Consider the following 20,169-nt stretch of genomic DNA (forward strand, 5'->3'; position numbering starts at 1 on the left):
AGCATTCCCCGACGAAGGTCACGAAAGCTATGTAAATGCCCTTGATCGAGGAATTCGCCTCGCTGGCTATTCGTATACTGGTATACGAATAGCCAGTTCTGCGTTCAAGCCGTATCTGAGTAGCGTCCGTTGGAGAGGTCTCTTCCTTGGGGCGACCATAAACCGGGTGCGCATCCGAGAGGGCGGCCTTTTTGAGTATGGGAAAGGTGCGCTTCAATTCGCAATGCAAGTGCTATAGTTAAAGACCAGGAGGGCGGCTTGCCGCTTACTGAGACAACGACGGCGAAAGCGTATTTTGCCGCAATGTATGACAAGCCGTACCGGTGAGATGAGACGAAGCGGTCAAAGACAGGCTAGCATAAGGCCCGGCATTCTGCTCAGCATGGGTGCTGGTCTGCGGCTGCTCGCTTCATTGCTCTTTTTGATCTGGACCATTCCTGCGGCAACAGCCGACCACGTCGGACAGGACCTTGCCAAGGAGCAAATGAGGCTCGGCGCGACCGAGCCCGTCACACACCCGACTGTCCTTGCCCGCGACATTGCGCGCCGTGTTGGTGCTGAGACTTCCCGTTTCAAGACGGGAACGCCTGTCACTGCGGCAAACGGCAAGCCCTTTTGCATTATCCCGGATTTGCGCCTGCCGCTCGAAACCGCGTCAGCCGTCACGTTTGCTATAGGGTCTGAAGACTGGCCGAAACTGTCGCCGAGCCGCGCCTTCGATGCGCGCGCGCCTCCGCTTCTCACGGCATGATCTCGGCCGCGCGACCGCGGCCCTCGACTCCCAAAATTTTCACATCGCGCTCCGTTCGATCGGAACGCCAAAGCACTTGTCGGAGGCGGGTTTCCGCCCGATATGGGCTGAACGGACAAGAATATGCTGCATTTTTCGCGCTGGAAGACCATTCTCATCTGGCTGACGGTCCTGGCCGGTATCCTGTACGCAGCGCCCAATTTGGTTCCCGCCTCCACCCTGGCATCGCTGCCGAATTGGCTGCCAAAGCAGCAGCTGACGCTGGGGCTCGACCTGCAGGGCGGCTCGCACATCCTGCTCCAGATCGATCGGCAGGACCTCGCCAACGAACGACTCGAAGCGGCCCGCGACGAGGTCCGCACATCGCTGCGCGATGCCCAGATCGGCTATACCGGGCTTACCGGCACCGCCAATTCCATCCAGGTCCGCATTCGCGACCAAGGTCAGGTCGAAGCTGCGAAGAGCGCGCTCGAAAAATTGACGCAGCCGATCTCGACCGGCCTTTTCATGAGCGGCTCCGTGACCGAGATGGAGATGGCCGAGCCGGAGCCGGGCCTGCTGCGTTTTACGCTGACCGAAGCCGGGATCGACTATCGGATCGCCGCGGCGCTGACTCAATCGATCGAGGTGGTGGGCCGGCGCGTGAACGAGCTCGGCACGACCGAGCCGATCATCCAGCGCCAGGGATCGGACCGCATCATGGTCCAGGTGCCGGGCCTGCAGGATCCGCAGCGGCTGAAGGATATTCTAGGACAGACCGCGAAGCTGACCTTCCAGATGGTCGACCAGTCTATTCCGGTGGAGGATGCGATGTCCGGCCGGCCACCGGCGGGCTCGACGGTGTTGTATTCGACGGACGAGCCGCGGGTTCCGCATCTGATCGAGAATCGGATCATCGTCTCCGGCGAAAACCTCGTCGATGCGCAGGCAACCTTCGACCAGCGCACCAACGAGCCGGTGGTCTCGTTTCGCTTCGACAGCCGCGGCGCCGGCCGCTTCGGTCAGGCTACTCAGACCAATGTCGGTCGCCTGTTCGCGATCATCCTCGACAACGAGGTGATCTCCGCGCCGCAGATCCGCGAACCGATCCTGGGCGGCACCGGGCAGATATCCGGCAGTTTCACGGTGGAGAGCGCGAACGACCTTGCGGTCCTGCTGCGCGCCGGCGCACTGCCTGCCGACCTCACCATCGTCGAGGAACGCACCGTCGGTCCGAGCCTCGGCAGCGATTCGATCGACGCCGGCCAGTTCGCGTCAATCGTCGCCGGATTCCTGGTCGTCGGCTTCATGCTGTTCGCCTATGGGCGACTGGGATTGATCGCCAACATCGCGCTCCTGGCCAACGTCGCATTGATCATCGCCGTCTTGTCCGTTCTCGGCGCGACGCTGACGTTGCCTGGCATCGCCGGCATCGTGCTGACGATGGGCATGGCGGTCGATTCCAATGTCATCATCTTCGAGCGCGTCCGCGAAGAGAGCCGCCAAGGGCGCTCGATCGTGCAGTCGATGGATTCCGGTTTCAAACAGGCGCTGGCGACCGTCGTCGACGCCAATGTGACGACGCTGATTGCCGCCGTCATCCTGTTCTTCCTCGGCTCAGGGCCGATCAAAGGGTTTGCCGTCACCCTCGCCATCGGCATTGTCACCACAGTGTTCACGGCGTTCACGCTAACGCGCTGGCTGGTCGCATTCTGGCTTCGCCGGCAGCGCCCGAAAACCATGCCCAGCGGCGTCATGCGCCTGGTGCCCGACGACACGCGCGTGCCGTTCATGGCGTTCCGAAAGTACGCCTTCACGCTGTCCTTGCTACTGTCCATCGCTTCGGCCACGGCGTTCTTCACTGTCGGCATGAACTACGGCATCGACTTCCGCGGCGGTTCGAGCATCGAGGTGCAGGCGAAGGGTCCGCGAGCTGACATCGGCGACATCCGCGAGCGGCTGACGGGTCTCGAACTGGGCGAAGTGCAGGTGCAGGAGTTCGGGTCGGCCCGGGATGTGCTGATCCGCATCGGCACCCAGGGAGGCGGCGACATTGCCGAACAGTCCGCCGTCCAGAAAGTAAGGAGCGCGCTCGAAACCGACTACGAGTTCCGCCGCATCGAAGTCGTCGGTCCGACTGTATCCTCCGAACTCGCGTTCAACGGCACAATGGGCGTGCTCGCCTCACTGCTGGCGATGCTCGTCTACATCTGGGTAAGGTTCGAGTGGCAGTTCGGGCTCGGCGCCATCATTTCGACGTTCCACGACGTGATCCTGATGATCGGCTTCTACGTCGTCGCGGGCATAGAGTTCAATTTGACCTCGATAGCCGCGATCCTGACTATCGTTGGCTATTCCATCAACGATACGGTTGTCGTCTATGATCGGGTCCGCGAGAATCTGCGCCGCTATAAAAAGATGCCGATCGCCGAGCTGCTCGACCTGTCGATGAACCAGACGCTGGCGCGAACAGTCCTGACCGGCGTGACGACGCTGTTCGCACTGGCGGCGCTTTCGATCTGGGGCGGCGAGGTTATCCAGTCCTTCACGGTCGCGATGATCTTCGGCATCCTCGCCGGGACCTATTCCTCCATCTTCGTCGCCGGGCCGCTCCTGATCCTGTTCAAGCTGCGGCCGGGCGCTCTCAGTCCAGAGGAAGCCGCAGCGGCGAAAGAGCCGCCGGCGCGACAGGCCTTATGACGCAACGATGGGCGCTTCCATCTTTTTGGGTCCGACGGTCTAGCGAGCGGCGGACCGGGCCGTGACGGCTCGAAGCTGATCCACAACGGCGTCGATTTCGGCGCTGGTCGTGGCTCGACCAAGACTGAAACGAACGGCGCCCATGCCGATCTTCTCGGGCACGCCCATGGCTGTGAGCACTGGGGAGAGCTCGACCCGGCCGGCGTGACATGCCGAACCGGTCGACGCCGCGACGCCGTCGAGACGCGAAAGCACCTCGGCGCCGATCATGCCGACGAATGAAACGCTAAGCGTGTTGGGAAGGCGATGCAGAGGGTGTCCGTTGAGCACGACACGGTCGCCGAAACTCTCCTGCAGCGCGTTCCACAAGCGATCCCGCAGCACGCGGACGCGCGCCATCGGCTCCAGGTCGCTGGCGAGCGCACAGGCGGCGCCGAGGCCGACTGCGAGCAAGGCGCTCTCAGTGCCGGCGCGCCGGCCATGTTCATGCCCGGCGCCATGGATCAGCGGCTCGAGCGTGACACCATCGCGGATGTAGAGCGTACCTACACCCTTCGGCGCATAGAACTTGTGGCCGGCGATGGTTAGCAGATCGACGCCAAGCACGTCGACCTTGGTTGCGATCTTACCGACCGACTGCGCCGCATCGGTGTGAAACCGGACCCCATGCTCCCGCGCAATAGTACCGATCTCCTCGATCGGCTGGATCGTGCCAACCTCATTGTTGGCGTGCATGACGCTGATCAGGATGGTGCGCGGCGTGATGGCACGACGCACGTCCTCGGGATCGACCCGGCCCGTGCTGTCGACCGGCAAATAGGTCACTGCCGCGCCGAGCTGCTCGAGGAACCGGCAAGGGGCGAGAATGGCCGGATGCTCGACCATGGTGGTGACGATGTGCTCGCCCTTGTGCCTCAGGGCGAAGAACGTGCCCTTGATCGCCAGGTTGTTGGCCTCGCTGCCGCCGCTTGTGAACACGACCTCGTCGGGTGCGCAGTCGAGCAGCGCCGCAACCTGGCTGCGGGCCATCTCCAGCGCAGCCTTCGCCGGCATGCTCGCCCAATGCCCGCTCGACGGATTGCCGAAAGCCCCGTCCAGATATGGCCGCATGGCAGCCGTGACGGCCGGATCGATCGGCGTGCTGGCGTTGTAGTCGAGGTAGATCGACGTCATGTTCGGGAGCCTCCTTCGCGGCTTGTCGGTATACCCAGCACCTTGCCGGCGGAGCATCGCGGCCGCGCGGAGGCGGTCGTGCTCAGCGGTCAGCTTGCGGCTATTCCCGCATGAATGCCTGAACCTCTTCGGTCGTCACTTTGCCGTCTTTGTTTGCGTCGACCTTGTCGAAGATACGCTTATGGATGGCGGTGATCTCCTCGAAGGAAAGCGCGCTGTCGCCGTCCGTGTCGGCAATGGCGAACATGACCTTCATCATGTGCCCGCGCATGCGCATCATCGGCATAGCGCCCATCCTGCTGGGCTGCATCATCTCGCCCATCATGCCCTGACCCATGCCTTGGCCCGTCATGCCTTGGCCCGTCATGCCTTGGCACATCATTCCGGGAGGCATCATGCCAGGTTGAGCGGGCTGTGCACCTTGGTCTTGTCCCGCCATATCTCCAGGCTCGGTAGACGGCGCCGCCTGTGCGACCGTCATATGGTGCGGATCGGCTGCGGTCGTTTGCGCGGCGGCGGTAGCCGTCACCCCGGCGGCAACAATGGCGGCGAGCGCGGCCACGCGCGTCAATGAAATCAACGTCATAGCATCCTCCTTCCTCTCATGGGCTCGGCAGTTTTGACCCGCTGGCGGCTCTGCGGCCGGAAATGTTTTCGGATCTTTCCGTAGCCGGCAAGCCGCCGGTCGCGGTCAAATTCCAATATAGGCCCAAAAGGCAGCGCGGCGAGTTTGCGCCGGATCAATTACTCGGGCAGCGATCTGCCGCCGCTGTCATGTTGCCCTCCTCGCGGACGGATGGGCCTCGGTTTCGCTCATGACGACAGCCACGACTACCCCTGAGAGAAACGTCAGCGCGGCGATCGATGTGATCGCCCATGACAGCCCGAAGCTGTCGGCGATGAGGCCGGCGGAGAGCGCACCGATCGCGTAGCCGAGATCCCGCCAGAAGCGGTAGACGCTGAGTGAGCGGGCGCGCCAGGTCGGATGCGAAGCATCGGAGACGGCTGCGATCAAGCTCGGGTAGACCATCGCCGTGCCGAGGCCGAGCAGAAGGCTGCCGACGATCCACCACTCGAACTGGCGCGTCGCCGCGGTGAGAAACAGACCGGCGGCCTGTACCCACATTCCGGCGACGATCAGGCCCTTGCGCCCCCAGCGATCGCTCAAGGAGCCTGTGGCAATCTGCAAGACACCCCATGTTGCGGGATAGATCGCCTTGAGGATGCCGATGCGCTCGACGCCGAGGCCGAAGGAAGCGAAGAACAATGGGAAAATGCCCCAACTCATGCCGTCGTTGAGATTGTTGACGAGGCCGGCCTGCGAGGCGGCGAACAGGTTGCGATCCCCGAACGAGGTGAGCGCGAAGACCTGCCGAAAGCTGATGGGCGCAGGCTGCTGCGAGTGGGATGACGCCTCCAGCCGAACGTGGTCCCGGGTGTCGCGCACGAGCAGGATCGACAGTGCGGCACCGAGGACCGCATAACCGACGCCGAGATAGATCGGCACTGGCCGAAGCCCGTATCGCGAGGCGAGATAGCCGGTCAGGAACGCCGTCACCCCGACGGCGAGATAGCCGGCGAACTCGTTGAGGCCGACGGCAAGGCCGCGCGATTTCGGCCCGACGAGATCGACTTTCATGATCACTGTCATCGACCAGGAGAGCCCCTGGTTGATGCCGAGCAATGCGTTGGCGGCAATCACCCATTCCCAGGTCGGCGCCCAGATGATCATGAACGGCACCGGCAGGCCGACCAGCCATCCCAAAACGAGCACGCGCTTGCGGCCCCATGCGTCGGCAAGCTGGCCCGAGACCAGATTGGCGAGCGCCTTGACGACGCCGAAGCTGACGATGAAGGAGACGATGAGCGTCGTCGACGTGACGTGGAACTCTTCCGATCCGATCAGCGGCACCACCGTTCGTTCTATCCCGACCATGCCGCCGACAAAGGCGTTGATCACGACGAGCAGCGCGAATTGCGGCCAGTTCTCCCTGAGGCCGAGCCTGACGAGTGAACCCGCCTTGCCTGGAGCCGATGCCGCTTCGTCCATGGGTCAGGCCGCCGCCGCAGCCAGGGCGGAATTGGCGGCCCGGAGCGCCGCGGCCTCGGGCGGAGCCGGCGGAATCTCAGCGAGCATGAAGCGGATGAACGCGGCTTCGTCGTCGATCCGCAGGGCCTCGTTGTGGCGTTTCTCGAAACCGATGGTCGACCACGGCTTGCCGCTCAGGCGCCGGCCGCAGACAGAGCCAGCATAGGCGCCGGGGAGCACCTCGACATGATCAGGGAGGGCCTTCAGCCGACCGGCGCTGCGAAAGAGATCCTTTGCGCCTTGCTCGGCGCTGACGGCGAGTTCGGTGCGACCGAGGTCGCCGACCATCAGCGTGTGGCCGGTCAGCACGAACCATGGCTCGTCGGCACGCTTGCGATCGCTGACGAGAAGGCAGATGTGCTCCGGGGTGTGACCGGGCGTGTGCAGGACGGTTGCGCTGACGTTGCCGAGCGACAGGACCTCTCCGTCGCACATGCCTTTGAACGGGAACGCGACATACGCCTCCGCCCCGAGCACGTAGGCGGCGCCCGCCGCTTCGGCGGCGCGCAGGTAAAACTCGATGTCGCCGGCGGGATCAACGACGGCCGCAGCTGCTTTGCCGCCGCAGCCGAACAGGTACGAGACGCCGACCGGATCGGTGTGGAGGAATTGGCGAAGGATCATGGCCTTGCGCTCCTCGCTAGGAGGGGTTAGAAACATTCAATCATTCCGCTGAATGTTTCACTGAGGAGAAGCCGTGTCAAGCACCGGACCGAAACAGGCGATCTACGCGAGCCTTGCCGAAGTGGCTCAGGCGCTCGGCCACCCGCATCGGCTTGAGCTTCTGGAGCATCTCGCGCAAGGGGTGCGCAGCGTCGAGGAGCTCTCCGCGCGCGCCCATCTGAGCTTCGCCAACACGTCGCGCCATCTGCAGATCCTGCGGCGGGCGCGCCTCGTCGAGGCGGAGCGCCGCGGCAAGCATGTGCTCTATAGCCTTGCCGGCGATGCCGAGGTGGTGGCGCTGATCAAGGCGCTCGGCCGCGTCGGCGAGCGAAACGTGGCCGAAATCGGCCGCGTCATGGCCGACTACTTCCGGGCTCGCGATGCTTTGGAGCCGGTGTCTCGCGACGACCTCGTCTCGAGGCTGCATGACGGCATGGTCACGGTTCTCGACGTGCGGCCAGAGGATGAGTTCGCGGCCGGACATCTTCCAGGCGCCATCAACATCCCGCTTGCCGAGCTGGAGCGTCGCTTGGGCGAGCTAGAGGCGGATCGGGAAGTGATCGCCTATTGCCGCGGCCCCTATTGCGTTCTCTCGTTCGAAGCGGTCGCCGCCTTGCGGCAGCGGGGCTATCTCGTGCGTCGGCTCGAGGACGGCTATCCCGAATGGAAGGCCGCCGGCCTGCCGGTCGAAACGGCTGCCTGAAACAGAACACGCGGGAGCTCACGCAGGTGATGGGGGCAGGCAGATCAGTGCTGCGGATCCATTCGACGACCTTTCTTTTCATGGCCCGTGCCTTGCGCGACATGGGCGATGGCTTCGTGGCCGTTCTGCTGCCGGTCTATCTCCTCGCATTAGGCTTCACTCCCCTTCAGGTCGGCGTCATCGCAACGGCGTCACTGCTTGGTTCCGCGCTCTTAACCATCGGTGTCGGGTTCCTCGGCGTCCGTTACGATCACCGCCAACTCCTGTTTGCCGCCGCCAGCCTGATGGTCGCCACGGGCGTGGCCTTTGCTTTGGTCCATGACTACGCGCTGCTGTTGGTGGTCGCGTTCGCAGGCACCATCAACCCCTCGGCCGGCAGCGTCAGCGTATTCGTGCCTTTGGAGCATGCGGTGCTGACACGCGAAGTCACCGATGCCGCGCGGACCAGGATGTTCGCGCGTTACAGCCTTGTGGGTGCGCTGGCAGGCGCGGTTGGCGCGCTCGTTTCGGCGACACCTGATCTTCTGGCTCCGGCCGGCCTCGACCAACTCGCCGGCATCAAGGTGATGTTCGTGCTCTATGCGTTTCTGGGCCTTCTCGGCGGCCTCCTCTACGCGCAGATCCCGCAGCGCCGTCCGGCGACGGACTCCAGCACCGGGTCCGCGCTCGGCCCCTCGCGCAATATTGTGTTCAAGCTCGCGGCGCTTTTCAGCCTCGATGCTTTTGCCGGAGGCTTTGTAGTCCAGTCGCTGCTTGCCCTCTGGCTTTTCGAAAAATTCGATCTGTCGCTTTCGGAAGCGGGATTTTTTTTCTTCTGGTCGGGCCTGCTTTCGGCGTTCTCTTTCCCCGTTTCAGCTTGGCTGTCCCGGCACATCGGACTGATCAACACGATGGTGTTCACCCACATTCCGTCGAGCATCGCCCTGATGCTGGCGGCGTTGGCGCCCACGCTGCCTTTGGCTCTCTTCCTGCTGCTGATCCGCGCAGCACTTTCGCAGATGGACGTGCCGACGCGATCATCTTACGTGATGGCCGTCGTCACGGAGGCGGAACGGGCGGCGGCCGCGAGCTTCACATCGGTGCCGCGCAGTCTGGCCGCCGCCGCCAGTCCCGCGCTGGCCGGCGCGCTGTTCGCGGCCTCGTTCCGGGCTTGGCCCCTGCTCATTTGCGGTGCCCTGAAGATCACCTACGATCTGCTGCTGCTGATGCAATTCCGGCATCTCAAGCCCCCGGAGGAACGTTGATGCAGCCTTGTCGGTTCGGAGCGTTTTACCAGGACGGATCAATTAGGCAGAGAGAACGTTGGAAAGGTTGTCGATCGCTTTCGGCTGGCTAGGTAGCCGACGTCGGTATCGGCGCGGCGCATGATGGCCGCGTGCCGACCTTCGAGTCCCTGTCGGCCGGGCTCAGGGCGGCCCTTGCCCCCGAGGCCCTCGAACGGGCGGCCGCCATCGCCGGCACGATCCGCGCCGACGGGGTGACGGCAGCCGCCGAAATGCTCGTCGCCGCGATCCGTGGGGAGAGGCAGTAGGCTGAGGCCGCTGCTGCCGGCTCTTACTTTCATCGTCATTGCTCGTCGGGTTCACCGAGGTGTGATCCGTCTAGAATTTTCCACGCTCTCGGCGATTTCGATTGGGCCCGGGTACAACTCGTCCCACTAGCTTGTATAATGAGTTTCGACTTATCGGGATGAGCCATAAATGCAGCGCGGAAGACTTGATATGCTTCTGCCTTTCTGGCCGTCGCACGAGAGGGCAGCTTCACGCGGGCCGCCGCGCAGCTAGGAATTTCGCAGTCAACGCTGAGCCACACGATCCGCGACCTCGAAGAGCGCCTGGGCCTTCGGCTGCTGACCCGCACGACCCGCAGCGTTTCGGTTACTGAGGCGGGCGAGCGCCTGCTTCACAACATCGGCCCGCATTTCGAGGAGATCGAGGCCGAGCTCGATGCATTGAGCGAGTTGCGGGAGAAGCCCGCCGGTACCATTCGCCTCACCGCCAGTGATCACGCATTCAAATCCGTGCTCTGGCCGAAGCTGGCGAAGCTCCTGCCAGACTATCCCGACATCATGGTCGAGGTCTTCATCGATAACGCACTGACGGACATCGCCGCAGAACGGTTCGAGGCAGGCGTGCGACTCGGGGAGCAGGTTGCAAAGGACATGATCGCCGTGCGTGTCGGACCGGATGTCCGCTTCGCCGTCGTTGGCGCGAAGTCCTATTTCGACGGCCGGCTGCCGCCGACGACGCCGCAGGAACTGACCGGTCACGTTTGCATCAACCAGCGCTTTTCCACCAATGGCGGGCTGTGGGCCTGGGATTTCGAGCGAGACGGTCGCGAACTGAAGGTGCGGGTGGACGGCCAGATCGTCCTGAATGGCACCGCCGAGATTCTCGAAGCCGCGCTGGATGGTTTCGGCCTTGCCTATGTGCCGGAGGACGTGGCGGAGCCTCATCTCAAGAGCGGTCGCCTTATGCGGGTGCTGGATGAGTGGTCCCCGGCTTGGCCAGGATATCACCTTTATTATACCAGCCGCCGCCAAGCGTCTTCCCGCTTTCGCTCTGCTCGTTAATGTGCTCCGCTATTCGGGCTGAGGCCGCCCACGAAACGTGGTGGTGTGCTCTGGCCCGCGCAAGTCCACTTTGGCTTAGCGCCCACCAAAGCTACTACGACGGGCTGCAGGGACCTTGAGAGCAACCGCGGTCGAGCACGAGACTCAGCCCTTGCCCGAGGCAAAGCGCCTCGCGATGAAGATTGAGCGCGGGAGATTGAGAACGCGCGCGCTCCGGACGCTAGATTTGCGGAATGGCAACTTATCAGCTCCCTTTCGGCATCCTGCTTCGGCGCTATCGCGAGCGCCGCCGCATGACGCAAGCCGACCTCGCTCATCAGGCAGCCTCACGATTGCGCCGAATCAGTTTAAGGGCTGATTGGGCGTTGGTCCCGCGCCGCCGTGACGACCGCCTGTTTCCGCTTGCCCCTCGAGGGCCCGCATGAGACCTGCGGCGTTGCGGTGGCCGGAAGCTCCAGACGGGCTACCGGAAGATGCGCCACGGACACTTCGGCCAAGATGGGTCCAGAGCGCCGATTGATGAGCATCCCGTGAGGGCTCCCGGCACCGGGCACCACACTCCAGTTTGCTGAGTGCAGCCATGACCTGACGACCGAAGGTCGTGACTGGGCACCGCATCTCGCCGTAGCGCCGCTCCACGCTGCACTTGTCGTCCATCGGCAACATCCGGAACTCGCGCGGCTCGTTTTGAGTTGAACTCCAGTTCCAGACAGCGAAACGGAATCCTGACATGAGCCTGCCAGCCCAACGCCGAATGCGTCTCTCAGGTGGAACCGAGCTTGCCTACGTCACTGCGGGCGATCCATCCAACCCCGCTTTGCTCCTCCTGCATGGGTTTCCCAGCTCGGCACGTACATTCCGTGACATGATTCCTGGGCTGGCGCGCGCAGCCTATGTGATCGCGCCCGACCTCCCGGGCCATGGCCAGTCCGACGTTCCGCCGACGCCCTCCTTTGCAGCGTTCAGCGATGCAATTTCCGAATTGCTGGCCCACCTCGCGATTGGGCGCCGCTTCATCTACATTCATGACTGGGGCGCCCCTGTGGGCCTTCATATCGCCATGCAAGCGCCCGAGCTGGTTTCGGGCTTCATCATCCAGAACGCAAACGTGCATCGAACCGGCTTCGGCCCCCTATGGGAGCCCACATTAAAGTTCTGGTCAGAACCGACAAAAGAGAACGAAGCGGCCGCAACCGCCCACCTGACCTTCGAATTCACACGCGAGCAATATACCGGCGGCATGCCGGAGGATGTCGCCGCCACGATCAGAGGCGAGCCCTGGGTCGAGGACTGGAGGGTGATGAATCTTCCCGGCCGCATGGAGACCCAACGCGCACTCATCGCCGACTATGCAAACCACGCCGCGCGTTTCGATGCGATCGCCGCCTATCTAAAAAAATGGTAACCGCCTGCGCTCTTGCTGTGGGGCCGTCACGACCCATTCTTCGATATCGCCGAAACGCTCTCCTGGATGCAGGATCTGCCGCGTATGGAGGCTCACATTTTCGACGGCGGGCATTTCCTGCTTGAGACGCACGCCGAACCGGCACTCTCGCTCATGATCGAGTTCATCAAGCGAACACAGGAGAGAACCACGCAACTTCCCTAAGAGAACGCCATGACCAAACTGACGCTTATCCTATCTGCGCTTTATTTGGCCCTTGTCGGCTTGGCGCTGATGTTCTTTCCGATACAGTTCGGCCGGGATGCCGTGCCGACGGATGCGGCACCCGAACTGCTTGCGCTGCTGCGGCTTCTCGGCGGACCGTTTCTCGGCATCGCCGTGCTTAACTGGCTATCGAGAAGTGCCGAGCCCTCCACGCTCCGTGCCGTCCTGCTCGCGAACATCGTCGGCTTCGGCGCCGTCGCGGCAAACGACATTTGGGGCGTCGTCAGCGGTGAAGCGCGGGACATCGCCAAGCTCTTTCTGGTTATCCATCTGCTCTTCACGTCGGCCTTCGTGGCGGCAGCCGCTCGCGGAGGCAAACTCTGAGGTTCTGCACTGGTGCCCGCTCCCCCGCACACTGCCGGTCTTCAATTCCCACGCCGGCCGCTGCTGGGCCGTATCCCCTCACAACCGCTCGGCCTTACTCAAACTGTTGGTCCTCGATCCCCTTCGGATAACGATCGAGCGTCAGGTTCAGTTGGATACCGTGCTCGAGCCACGCCTTTAGCCCCGCAAGCAAAAGCGTGAAGCCTTGCGTGGAATCGGCGACGTAGCGCATGAGCTTATCGGCATCTCCCGTCCATCCGGACTCCTGCACGCGTACGAACGTCGTACCATGCGGAACGGCTTGGAACGTCCATTCCACAGTCGTCGGGCCGCTATAGCCAGGCCATTCAATCACTACGCGTTTGTTTGGCTCCACGACCTTTGGCGTGACCTCGATGGAGACATCGTGGCTCTCCCAATCCCACTTGACGGCCTTACCGGTCTCCAGTCTTCCGCTGCCTTTGCTGAACCAGAACTTCGTCGTGACGTCAGGGTCCACGATCGCTTCGAACACATGCTCGACCGGCTTGCGGATGAGCATTCCGGTCTTGGCGACTGGTATGCGCGCGATCTGCGGATTGGTCATGATGCTTCCTCGGGCTATCTCAAGGCAGAAACATCATCTCATATGTGTAGGTTCCGATCTGTTCGCTCCCGTTTTGCTTGCCTTCCACCGAGCCGCCGCGGGCTCCGATGTGCTGGTATTCAGCGTTCCTCATCGCTCAGTATGTGATCCGCCAGGCTGTAGCAGTGGCTCGCCTGATAGGCGTTCCGGCCTCGGTTCATGTGCGTCAGGTTGAAAGCCCGGATGGCCCGCAACGCTCGGGGCGCCGCGAGGAATTTGCCGATTGAGGATAAGCCGCGGACCTTGACGGCGAAAATGTCCTCGCCGCGGGGGAAGAAATAGCCGACGTCTTCCGGCGTCACGACACAGCGCTCCAGAAGCGCTTCGTCCATTTGGCCGTGATCGAGTGAATGGTCGGTGGTGAAATCGGAAAGATGCACCACAAAAAGCGCGCGGACGCCCTCGCCGTCCGCATAGAGCGAGAAAAGCTCCATCCAGCTCGCATTGACGCGAACAAGCGCCTTGCCCGGAGTCGACGGCAGGCAGGAAACCGACCAGTAGTGCCGCTCGGTCCGGCGCGGGATCGGGATGCAGTCGCGGCCGTAGCGCCTGAGAATCTCCAGAACCTCTGGCGCCTGCGGCCGGTGCAGCAGCTTCTCAAACCGCGCGACATATTTGAAACGCAGTTCCAGGGATTCGGAGCGCTCGTCGGCGTCGCGCAGAACCGTCTTACCCTGCATCCAATCGTGCTGCTGCTGGAGATCCAGCAATTGGCGCAGACCGGTGCTGCTTGGGCGGCGAGCGGCGCTCATCGCCGGTCCAGCAGTCTGGCCACCGCCTCGCGGACAAGGGCGGGAATGCTTTCGGGGTCATCCAGATAGGCGCTTTCCAGCAGGCCGTCCGATACGGCGACGAGGAGGGAGGCGGTGACGGAAGGAGCTGGATCGCCGTCCTCTGCGAGAAGGTTCTCAAGGCTGTTGTGATACCAAACGCGGCGCGCATTGATCGCCTGCCGCACACGGCTGGCCGGATCGGGATATTCGGCCGCAGCGTTGAGGAACGGACAACCCCGCCAGCCTCCCGCGGTCACAGCTTCGCTGATACGCGCCATCATAGCCGAGATCATTTTCCGAGGAGATTGCGTCGGAAGCGCCGCCACTGCCGCTCGCCCGAGCCGGTCTATCTCTTCGAGATAGGCGAGGACGAGGTCATCCTTCGATGGAAAATGATTGTAGAAGGTCGCTTTGGCCACGCCGGCTTCCGCGATGATGCGGTCAATGCCGACGGCATGGATGCCCCCTTCGTAGAAAAGTCGCGTTGCGGTGTCGAGCAAACGACGACGCGCGGAACCTGCTTCAGGGTGGCTTTCGGATTTTTTTTGCTTCATCGCTTGACTATAACAGACAGGTCTGTATTCTGCAAGTTGTAGACAGACAGGTCTATATAGTAGAGGGCTTGCGACATGGCATCGGTAATCAGGGAAATCATCGTGGAGGCGCCTCCGGAAAAGGTGTGGGACGTGGTCGGCGACTTCGCGAACGGGCCGCCGCGCTTTGCGCCCGGCATGCTTGTGGACTGCCGGGTGGACGAGGCCGGCGTCAGGACCATCACCTTCGCCGACGGCACAGCCGCCCGTGAGCGGCTTATCGCCCGCGACGAGCAGGCTCGCCGGATCGTCTGGGCCTGGGTGGCCGACGAAGTCGTCCATGACAACACCTCGATGCAGGTCTTCGCGCAGGGTGAAGCCCAAAGCCGGCTCGTCTGGATCCACGACACGCTGCCGGATGAACTTACCGGATGGCTCGCAACCGCGATGGATCGGCTGGCGCCGGTCTTTCAGCGGACTTTCAACAACGGCGATGAGCCAGGTTCACTGGGAAGCGAGGAGCAAGTTGGGTGAAAGAAGATGGAACAGCTGGACACAGCCGAAATCATGCGCCGGTTCAATCGGGCGTTCGAGGAACACAACCCTGCGATCTTCGAGAACTTGGTCGCACCGGATTGCGTCATGGAGTCGATCCAGCCGGCGCCAAACGGCACACGCTATGAAGGCCGCGATGTCAACCTGGCGTTCTGGCAGGCCATGGCGGCCGACCGCGTTAACCGCTTCGAGGTCGAAGACACCGTTGTCATGGACGACCGAGCCAACATCCGCTGGCGCTTCCATTTCGGCGACGGTGGCTCGGTCCGCGGCGTCAGCCTGATCCGTGTCCGTAACGGCCGGATCGTCGAAGCCCTAGCTTATGCCAAAACACCCGGTCAGTCGGCGCCCTTGCCTGAGTGACCGCTGCATGTGGCTCCGTCGCCCCTGCGTCATCTGCGCAAGGATGACAAGGCAATTGTGAGTCGCAAGCACCGTTCTTTGTTCAACCGGAGCCTCGCTCATCGCCGGCTACGCGCTCGGGATCGACGGCGGCTCAATGACTCAATGAGGTGTGAAAATGACCACTGATAGCAAAGTTACCCGCGAAATCATGGAACGCTTCAATAATGCCTTTGAGGCGCACCGCCCCGAAGATCTCGACGACTTGATTGGCGAGGGTTGCGTTCTCGAGAATACGACGCCCGCTCCGGATGGAGCGCGCTACGATGGGCGTGAGGCGTGCCTCAACGTCTGGAAAGGAATCGCATCCTCCGCGAACCTTGTTTTTGAAGCGGAGGAGATTTGGGCCAGCGAAGACCGCGGGATCATCCGCTGGCAGCTTCGCTGGAGCGAGCGCGAAGCGGAGCGGGTTCGAGGCGTCAACATCATGCGCGTGCGGGACGGAAAGATCGTCGAAGGTCTGGGATACGTGAAGGGTTAACGCTTACGCCGCCTGCATGAAGCTGCGGGAGGTGATCGCCCACCGTGACGCCCGAGCTTCCGCAGCTCAAAAGTGCCCGTCTCGTCCTGCGCAGGCCGAACCTCTCAAGCCGCGTAGGCGGCCCACGATTTCAAATGTAACCGAATTTCGCGGCCGCGAAATCACCCTGCAACGGCGCTGTTTGACGATGTGCGTGTCGTCGAATCAATTTGCGGGAGATAATCATGGAAACGACAGTCGGTGTAAGGCGCACAACGATCGCGGCGGAGCTTCCCTCCGCTATCCCGCTGATGGCGCTTTCGACCGGTTTCTGGGCCTTCAAGACTCTGGCCGCTGCGCACGAGTTGGACCTTTTCAGCCGCCTTGCGGGCGGCGCCGGCATCACGGTTGCCGGGCTCGCGGAAGCGCTCGGTCTGCATCCACGCCCGGCCGAGATGCTGTTGACCGGCTGCGCTGCACTCGGGCTTCTGGAGAAAACGGACGGTCGTTATGGCAATACGCCGTTAAGCGAAGCCTATCTCGTGCGCGGGAAACCGTATTACTTCGGCGGCTTCGTGCAGATGGCCGACAAGCGGCTCTACGCGGGCTGGGGAAGGCTTACAGAGGCGCTGCGCACGAACCGGCCAACCACGTGGGATCCGGCAGTGCAATCTTCGCTGTTCGACGGCGAGGATCCGACGATGCTGGCGCTCTTCTGGGAGGCGATGCATTCGCTTTCCACGATGACCGCGCGCGAGCTCGGCGAAGCGGTGGATTTCGGACATTTCCGCCGCCTCCTGGACATCGGCGGCGGGTCGGGCGCGTACGACATCGAGCTTTGCAAACAGTATGGGGCGCTGCGTGCGACCGTGTTTGACTTGCCGCATGTGGCCGCGATCGCGGCGGGGAAGATTGCCGAGGCCGGCTTGACCGACCGGATCGAGACCGCAGGCGGCAGCTTCTTCGAGCAGCTTCCCGGGGATTACGACGTGCATCTCCTGTCGATGATCCTGCACGATTGGGACGAGGCGAAGAACCGCGCCCTGCTGCGCCGGTCCTTCGAGGCTTTGCCGAGCGGCGGCGCAGTCGTCATCAGCGAGCTTCTCGTCAATGACGAAAAGACCGGGCCGGCGCCGGCTGCGCTGATGAGCCTCAACATGCTGATCGAGACGGAAGGCCGAAACTACACGCCGGCCGAATATTCGACGTGGCTGGAGGAAGCCGGATTCCGGAACATCGAGACGGTCTGGTTCGACGCGCCCGCCGCGAACGGCGCCGTGATAGGCCGCAAGCCGTAAGGCGCAAAGCGGAGTGGAATAGGCGCCGCGCAATTCAAATTCCGAGAGTAACCGACTCCAAAGGACCTCCAAAATGTACGACGTCGTCATCCTCGGCGCGGGCGGCGCCGAGTCCGCTTCGCACCGGCGTCCACGTCGGCGACGTGATGATCCAGGGCGGCGTCCTGTTCGGCGACGACGTGAACACCGCAGCGCGGCTCCAGGCCTTCGCTGAGCCTGGAGCCTATGCCTCTCCGCCGAGACTCACACGCATATCCGGAGCACTATGATACTCTAGCCTTCAGGCCGCGAACCCACCGCCAAAGGTACTACGACTGCTCACTCAGCAGGTAGGGGAGCGCTCGTTCATCCGCTGCGCGGAGAAAGGCCGGACGTGACTCAAAACGGACCAAACTGCCGGGCAAATTTGGGACTGACGGTTAATCCCGACAGTTGTACGATGCGTCTATGGATGGGCATCAGCATCGACACCTGATCCGCGGCAGCCGGCCGCACGCCTTCCAGGGGGTCGGCAGCCGGCTCTATAGCTTTTTCGCCAAGACAATGTTCCGCGGTATGTATCGCCGGCTCGCGCTCGACATTGCCGCCGCCGCACCGCAAAACGCGGCCGTGCTCGACATCGGCACCGGCCCCGGCATGCTGCTGACTGAGTTGGCCCAGCTGCGCCCCGACCTGACGCTCACCGGCGTCGACCTGTCGCCCGACATGGTGGCGGCGGCCGCCAAGAACCTGGGTGGCCAAGCCACCATCCACTTTGGTGACGTGACCCAGCTCCCGTTTGAAGACCGATCGTTCGACGTCGTCGTGTCATCGTTCAGCATGCATCATTGGGACGACGCCGAGGCCGCTGCGCCGCAACTGATCCGCGTCCTGCGGCCCGGCGGGCGCGCCCTCATCTACGACTTCCCCTGGGCCCCTTTCGAAAAGCTCAATCCCACCAAGGAGCGCACTCCCATCAGCACCGGAAACCTTTCGTCCGGCGCTGTCTCAGGCTGACTCTAACCGCTAGACAGGGGCCGCTAGTCTAAGTCCGCGCCTGGCGCTTGTCGTGATGTCGGCAATCGAAGAGCAATGCAGAACACCTTAGGTCACCGAACGCCACCTACAGTATGACAGCGAATCTCCCCCAGCGTAGCCTAGCGAAGTGGATTGGAATGGCGCGCCCGACGAGATGAAACTGAGAACTCCTACGTCATTGTTTTTCCGATAGAACCTTGATTGCGGCTTTCTGGGCATCTGGGACCGTTGGCCTGTCCGCTTTCTTATCGGTCGAGCGGAACCGACCTTCGGCGCACACGTTTGCGGGCTAGGGATGACAAAGTCGGCGCGGACGACGTGCGTCGGGTCGGGTCGAAGTGGCGGCGCGATCCGAAATGCGACCCGCGCAATAGTCATCGGCCGACACTCATTCCGAGTGCTGGCGCAAAGCCATCCAAAGCCATCCAAAGCCATCCAAAGGAGGCATATGCATGCGTGCGTTCTCTATTTCGTCAGATGGGCAACTCGCGATAACGGCGAGCGAGACTTCGTCGAAAAATGATTTCGACTATTTGATAGGTAAGTGGAACATCAGAAATCGTACATTGAAAGAACAGCTGGCCGGCAGCGACGAATGGGAGGAATTTGACGCGACCCAGGAACTCCGCCCCGTATTGCTGGGGCTGGGCAATTTCGACATTTTCCATACGGAATTTGACGGAAAGCCATTCGAAGGCCTCACCGTGCGATTATTCGATCCGCGGACGCGCCTGTGGACGATCTACTGGGCTGACAGCAACGCAGTGAAACTCGACGGCGGAAAGGTTGGCTCGTTCGACGGCGACGAAGGTGAATTCTTTGGCCGTGAGGTTGTCGCCGGCAAAGACGTTATCGTGAAATTCCATTGGGATAAGCGCGACCCGAAAGCCCCGATTTATAGCCGGGCGTTCTCCGCTGATGCAGGCCGAACCTGGGAATGGAATTGGTACTCGAACTTTTCACGACGGTGATCGACTAAGTTGGCCCAAACGATCTCGCCCTATTCGCGTCGGGACAATCGTATTCCATAGCGCGGAGCGCATGCGGGCCTACTGCCCGAAGATGCGAATGCCTGGGCGCGCGCGATCGCAATGAGCCCGGCGGCTCTTAAACCACCAATCGGGCATGATCGTGCATGATGATTGTCCGCTTTGTTCGGCTCCCAGGTGCAAAGGGATGGCTGGATAACCACACTCTCACGCCCGGGAACGTTCGCTTTGGATTTAAGGCCGAACGCTCATTGACCAGATTAGCGTCCAATTTCGGCGAATTTCCTTCGGATCGCTCCAGACAACCGACTGACCAGTTTTGGGCGAAACAGACGTTCGCAGGAATCGGAAGGCCCTTTCGCCATACGAGTTCGAATCCTTGCCGGTGGAATGGCGCGCCCGAAGAGATTCGAACTCCTGACCCCCAGATTCGTAGTCTGGTGCTCTATCCAGCTGAGCTACGGGCGCGCAACAGGCCATGCTTTGCATAGCCTCGCGGTCCGATCCGACGACCGGCCGCGATGTGACGTGTTCCCTAGCGACTGAATTTCCGAAAAGCAAGCCGATCCGGCAAAAGTTTTGTTGTTCGCGCTGGCCGGTTCTTTGTTCTGCGCAATTCCGGACGGAAAACCGTCACACACTTTTCCTGGAATTGCTCTGGGTTTGCGCAATTCCGGACGGAAAACCGTTACACACTTTTCCTGGAATTGCTTCGGCTCAGGCCGGGCGGCGCAGGCCGTTGCGGGCCTGGTCGAGCCGGACCGGCTCGTCGGGAATGGTGACCGCGAATGTGGTGCGGCCGCCCCTGCTTTCGACAAGCTCCACCGTGCCGCCATGGGCGCGGATCAATTCATAGGCGATCGCCAGGCCAAGGCCAGTGCCGCCGCTGCGGGC

22 protein-coding genes, 1 tRNA gene and 1 pseudogene are annotated in these 20,169 nt (G+C 62.3%); 14 read left to right on the forward strand and 10 right to left on the reverse strand.

What is annotated here, in order from left to right; translation table 11 throughout:
* Window positions 1-217 (reverse strand): hypothetical protein (locus E5W87_RS20835; protein WP_292401609.1); only part of this gene is annotated, 217 nt, incomplete at its 3' end.
* Window positions 218-874: 657 nt separating this feature from the next.
* On the opposite strand from E5W87_RS20835, the gene secDF reads away from it, so the two are divergent.
* Window positions 875-3,430: a protein translocase subunit SecDF gene (secDF, locus tag E5W87_RS20840; RefSeq protein WP_292401612.1), complete on the forward strand. Its 2,556-nt coding sequence runs from the start codon at window positions 875-877 to the stop codon at window positions 3,428-3,430.
* A gap of 39 nt (window positions 3,431-3,469) precedes the next feature.
* Here the strand turns inward: secDF and E5W87_RS20845 are convergent, their stop codons facing one another.
* From E5W87_RS20845 to E5W87_RS20860, 4 genes are all read right to left on the reverse strand, one after another.
* Window positions 3,470-4,603: a cysteine desulfurase family protein gene (locus E5W87_RS20845; RefSeq protein ID WP_292401614.1), complete on the reverse strand. Its 1,134-nt coding sequence runs from the start codon at window positions 4,601-4,603 to the stop codon at window positions 3,470-3,472.
* A gap of 100 nt (window positions 4,604-4,703) precedes the next feature.
* Window positions 4,704-5,189, reverse strand: a complete 486-nt coding sequence (locus E5W87_RS20850) for an EF-hand domain-containing protein (RefSeq protein ID WP_292401617.1) — start codon at window positions 5,187-5,189, stop codon at window positions 4,704-4,706.
* A 186-nt stretch (window positions 5,190-5,375) separates the two neighbouring features.
* Window positions 5,376-6,653, reverse strand: coding sequence for an MFS transporter (locus E5W87_RS20855; RefSeq protein ID WP_292401620.1), 1,278 nt, complete (start codon window positions 6,651-6,653; stop codon window positions 5,376-5,378).
* A 3-nt stretch (window positions 6,654-6,656) separates the two neighbouring features.
* Window positions 6,657-7,316: an MBL fold metallo-hydrolase gene (locus E5W87_RS20860; protein ID WP_292401622.1), complete on the reverse strand. Its 660-nt coding sequence runs from the start codon at window positions 7,314-7,316 to the stop codon at window positions 6,657-6,659.
* 73 nt (window positions 7,317-7,389) lie between these two features.
* Here E5W87_RS20860 and E5W87_RS20865 point away from each other — a divergent pair, with 73 nt between their 5' ends.
* The 7 genes and pseudogenes from E5W87_RS20865 to E5W87_RS20890 all read left to right on the forward strand — a co-directional run bounded on the left by E5W87_RS20865 (window position 7,390) and on the right by E5W87_RS20890 (window position 12,623).
* On the forward strand, window positions 7,390-8,058 hold the full coding sequence (locus E5W87_RS20865; RefSeq protein WP_292401625.1) for a metalloregulator ArsR/SmtB family transcription factor: 669 nt from the start codon (window positions 7,390-7,392) through the stop codon (window positions 8,056-8,058).
* Between the two features lie 29 nt (window positions 8,059-8,087).
* Window positions 8,088-9,302 carry an MFS transporter gene (locus E5W87_RS20870; protein ID WP_292401661.1) on the forward strand — a complete coding sequence of 405 codons (1,215 nt, stop codon included), beginning with the start codon at window positions 8,088-8,090 and terminating at the stop codon, window positions 9,300-9,302.
* Between the two features lie 131 nt (window positions 9,303-9,433).
* Complete coding sequence (locus E5W87_RS20875) at window positions 9,434-9,589, forward strand: hypothetical protein (RefSeq protein WP_292401626.1); 156 nt, start codon at window positions 9,434-9,436, stop codon at window positions 9,587-9,589.
* Window positions 9,590-9,758: 169 nt separating this feature from the next.
* Window positions 9,759-10,652, forward strand: a pseudogene (locus tag E5W87_RS20880) (LysR family transcriptional regulator).
* Window positions 10,653-11,360: 708 nt separating this feature from the next.
* Entirely contained in the window at window positions 11,361-12,035 is a 675-nt protein-coding gene (locus E5W87_RS20885) for an alpha/beta fold hydrolase (protein ID WP_292401628.1), read from the forward strand.
* A gap of 12 nt (window positions 12,036-12,047) precedes the next feature.
* Window positions 12,048-12,239 (forward strand): alpha/beta fold hydrolase, encoded by a 192-nt coding sequence (locus E5W87_RS36115; RefSeq protein ID WP_367118848.1) that lies wholly within the window; start codon window positions 12,048-12,050, stop codon window positions 12,237-12,239.
* 9 nt (window positions 12,240-12,248) lie between these two features.
* The gene (locus tag E5W87_RS20890) at window positions 12,249-12,623 is read left to right on the forward strand and encodes a hypothetical protein (protein WP_292401631.1); all 375 of its coding nucleotides are present in this window, start codon (window positions 12,249-12,251) and stop codon (window positions 12,621-12,623) included.
* Window positions 12,624-12,717: 94 nt separating this feature from the next.
* On the opposite strand, the gene E5W87_RS20895 is transcribed toward E5W87_RS20890, so the two are convergent.
* The 3 genes from E5W87_RS20895 to E5W87_RS20905 all read right to left on the reverse strand — a co-directional run bounded on the left by E5W87_RS20895 (window position 12,718) and on the right by E5W87_RS20905 (window position 14,575).
* On the reverse strand, window positions 12,718-13,209 hold the full coding sequence (locus E5W87_RS20895) for an SRPBCC family protein (RefSeq protein WP_292401633.1): 492 nt from the start codon (window positions 13,207-13,209) through the stop codon (window positions 12,718-12,720).
* Window positions 13,210-13,328: 119 nt separating this feature from the next.
* Window positions 13,329-14,000, reverse strand: coding sequence for a hypothetical protein (locus tag E5W87_RS20900; RefSeq protein ID WP_292401636.1), 672 nt, complete (start codon window positions 13,998-14,000; stop codon window positions 13,329-13,331).
* Window positions 13,997-14,575: a TetR/AcrR family transcriptional regulator gene (locus tag E5W87_RS20905; protein WP_367118849.1), complete on the reverse strand. Its 579-nt coding sequence runs from the start codon at window positions 14,573-14,575 to the stop codon at window positions 13,997-13,999. Before E5W87_RS20905 ends, E5W87_RS20900 begins: the two co-directional genes overlap by 4 nt.
* A 75-nt stretch (window positions 14,576-14,650) precedes the next feature.
* Between E5W87_RS20905 and E5W87_RS20910 the strand changes: the two genes are divergently transcribed.
* The 6 genes from E5W87_RS20910 to E5W87_RS20935 all read left to right on the forward strand — a co-directional run bounded on the left by E5W87_RS20910 (window position 14,651) and on the right by E5W87_RS20935 (window position 19,257).
* Window positions 14,651-15,088, forward strand: a complete 438-nt coding sequence (locus E5W87_RS20910) for an SRPBCC family protein (RefSeq protein ID WP_292401643.1) — start codon at window positions 14,651-14,653, stop codon at window positions 15,086-15,088.
* Window positions 15,089-15,094: 6 nt separating this feature from the next.
* Window positions 15,095-15,472: a nuclear transport factor 2 family protein gene (locus tag E5W87_RS20915; RefSeq protein WP_292401647.1), complete on the forward strand. Its 378-nt coding sequence runs from the start codon at window positions 15,095-15,097 to the stop codon at window positions 15,470-15,472.
* 157 nt (window positions 15,473-15,629) lie between these two features.
* Entirely contained in the window at window positions 15,630-15,992 is a 363-nt protein-coding gene (locus E5W87_RS20920) for a nuclear transport factor 2 family protein (RefSeq protein WP_292401650.1), read from the forward strand.
* Between the two features lie 290 nt (window positions 15,993-16,282).
* A complete protein-coding gene (locus E5W87_RS20925; RefSeq protein ID WP_292401653.1) occupies window positions 16,283-17,269 on the forward strand; it encodes a methyltransferase in 987 nt (328 codons plus the stop codon).
* 447 nt (window positions 17,270-17,716) lie between these two features.
* A complete protein-coding gene (locus E5W87_RS20930; protein WP_292401656.1) occupies window positions 17,717-18,265 on the forward strand; it encodes a class I SAM-dependent methyltransferase in 549 nt (182 codons plus the stop codon).
* Between the two features lie 473 nt (window positions 18,266-18,738).
* Window positions 18,739-19,257, forward strand: a complete 519-nt coding sequence (locus E5W87_RS20935; protein WP_292401658.1) for a hypothetical protein — start codon at window positions 18,739-18,741, stop codon at window positions 19,255-19,257.
* A 409-nt stretch (window positions 19,258-19,666) separates the two neighbouring features.
* Here E5W87_RS20935 and E5W87_RS20940 read toward each other — a convergent pair.
* Both E5W87_RS20940 and E5W87_RS20945 read right to left on the reverse strand, forming a co-directional pair.
* Window positions 19,667-19,743 (reverse strand) — tRNA-Arg (locus tag E5W87_RS20940).
* 249 nt (window positions 19,744-19,992) lie between these two features.
* Window positions 19,993-20,169: ATP-binding protein (locus E5W87_RS20945; protein ID WP_292401664.1), on the reverse strand; the 177-nt coding region annotated here is incomplete at its 5' end.

Origin of the sequence: Mesorhizobium sp. (assembly GCF_004962925.1) — a bacterium.
In the GTDB taxonomy this organism is placed as follows: Bacteria; Pseudomonadota; Alphaproteobacteria; order Rhizobiales; family Rhizobiaceae; genus Mesorhizobium.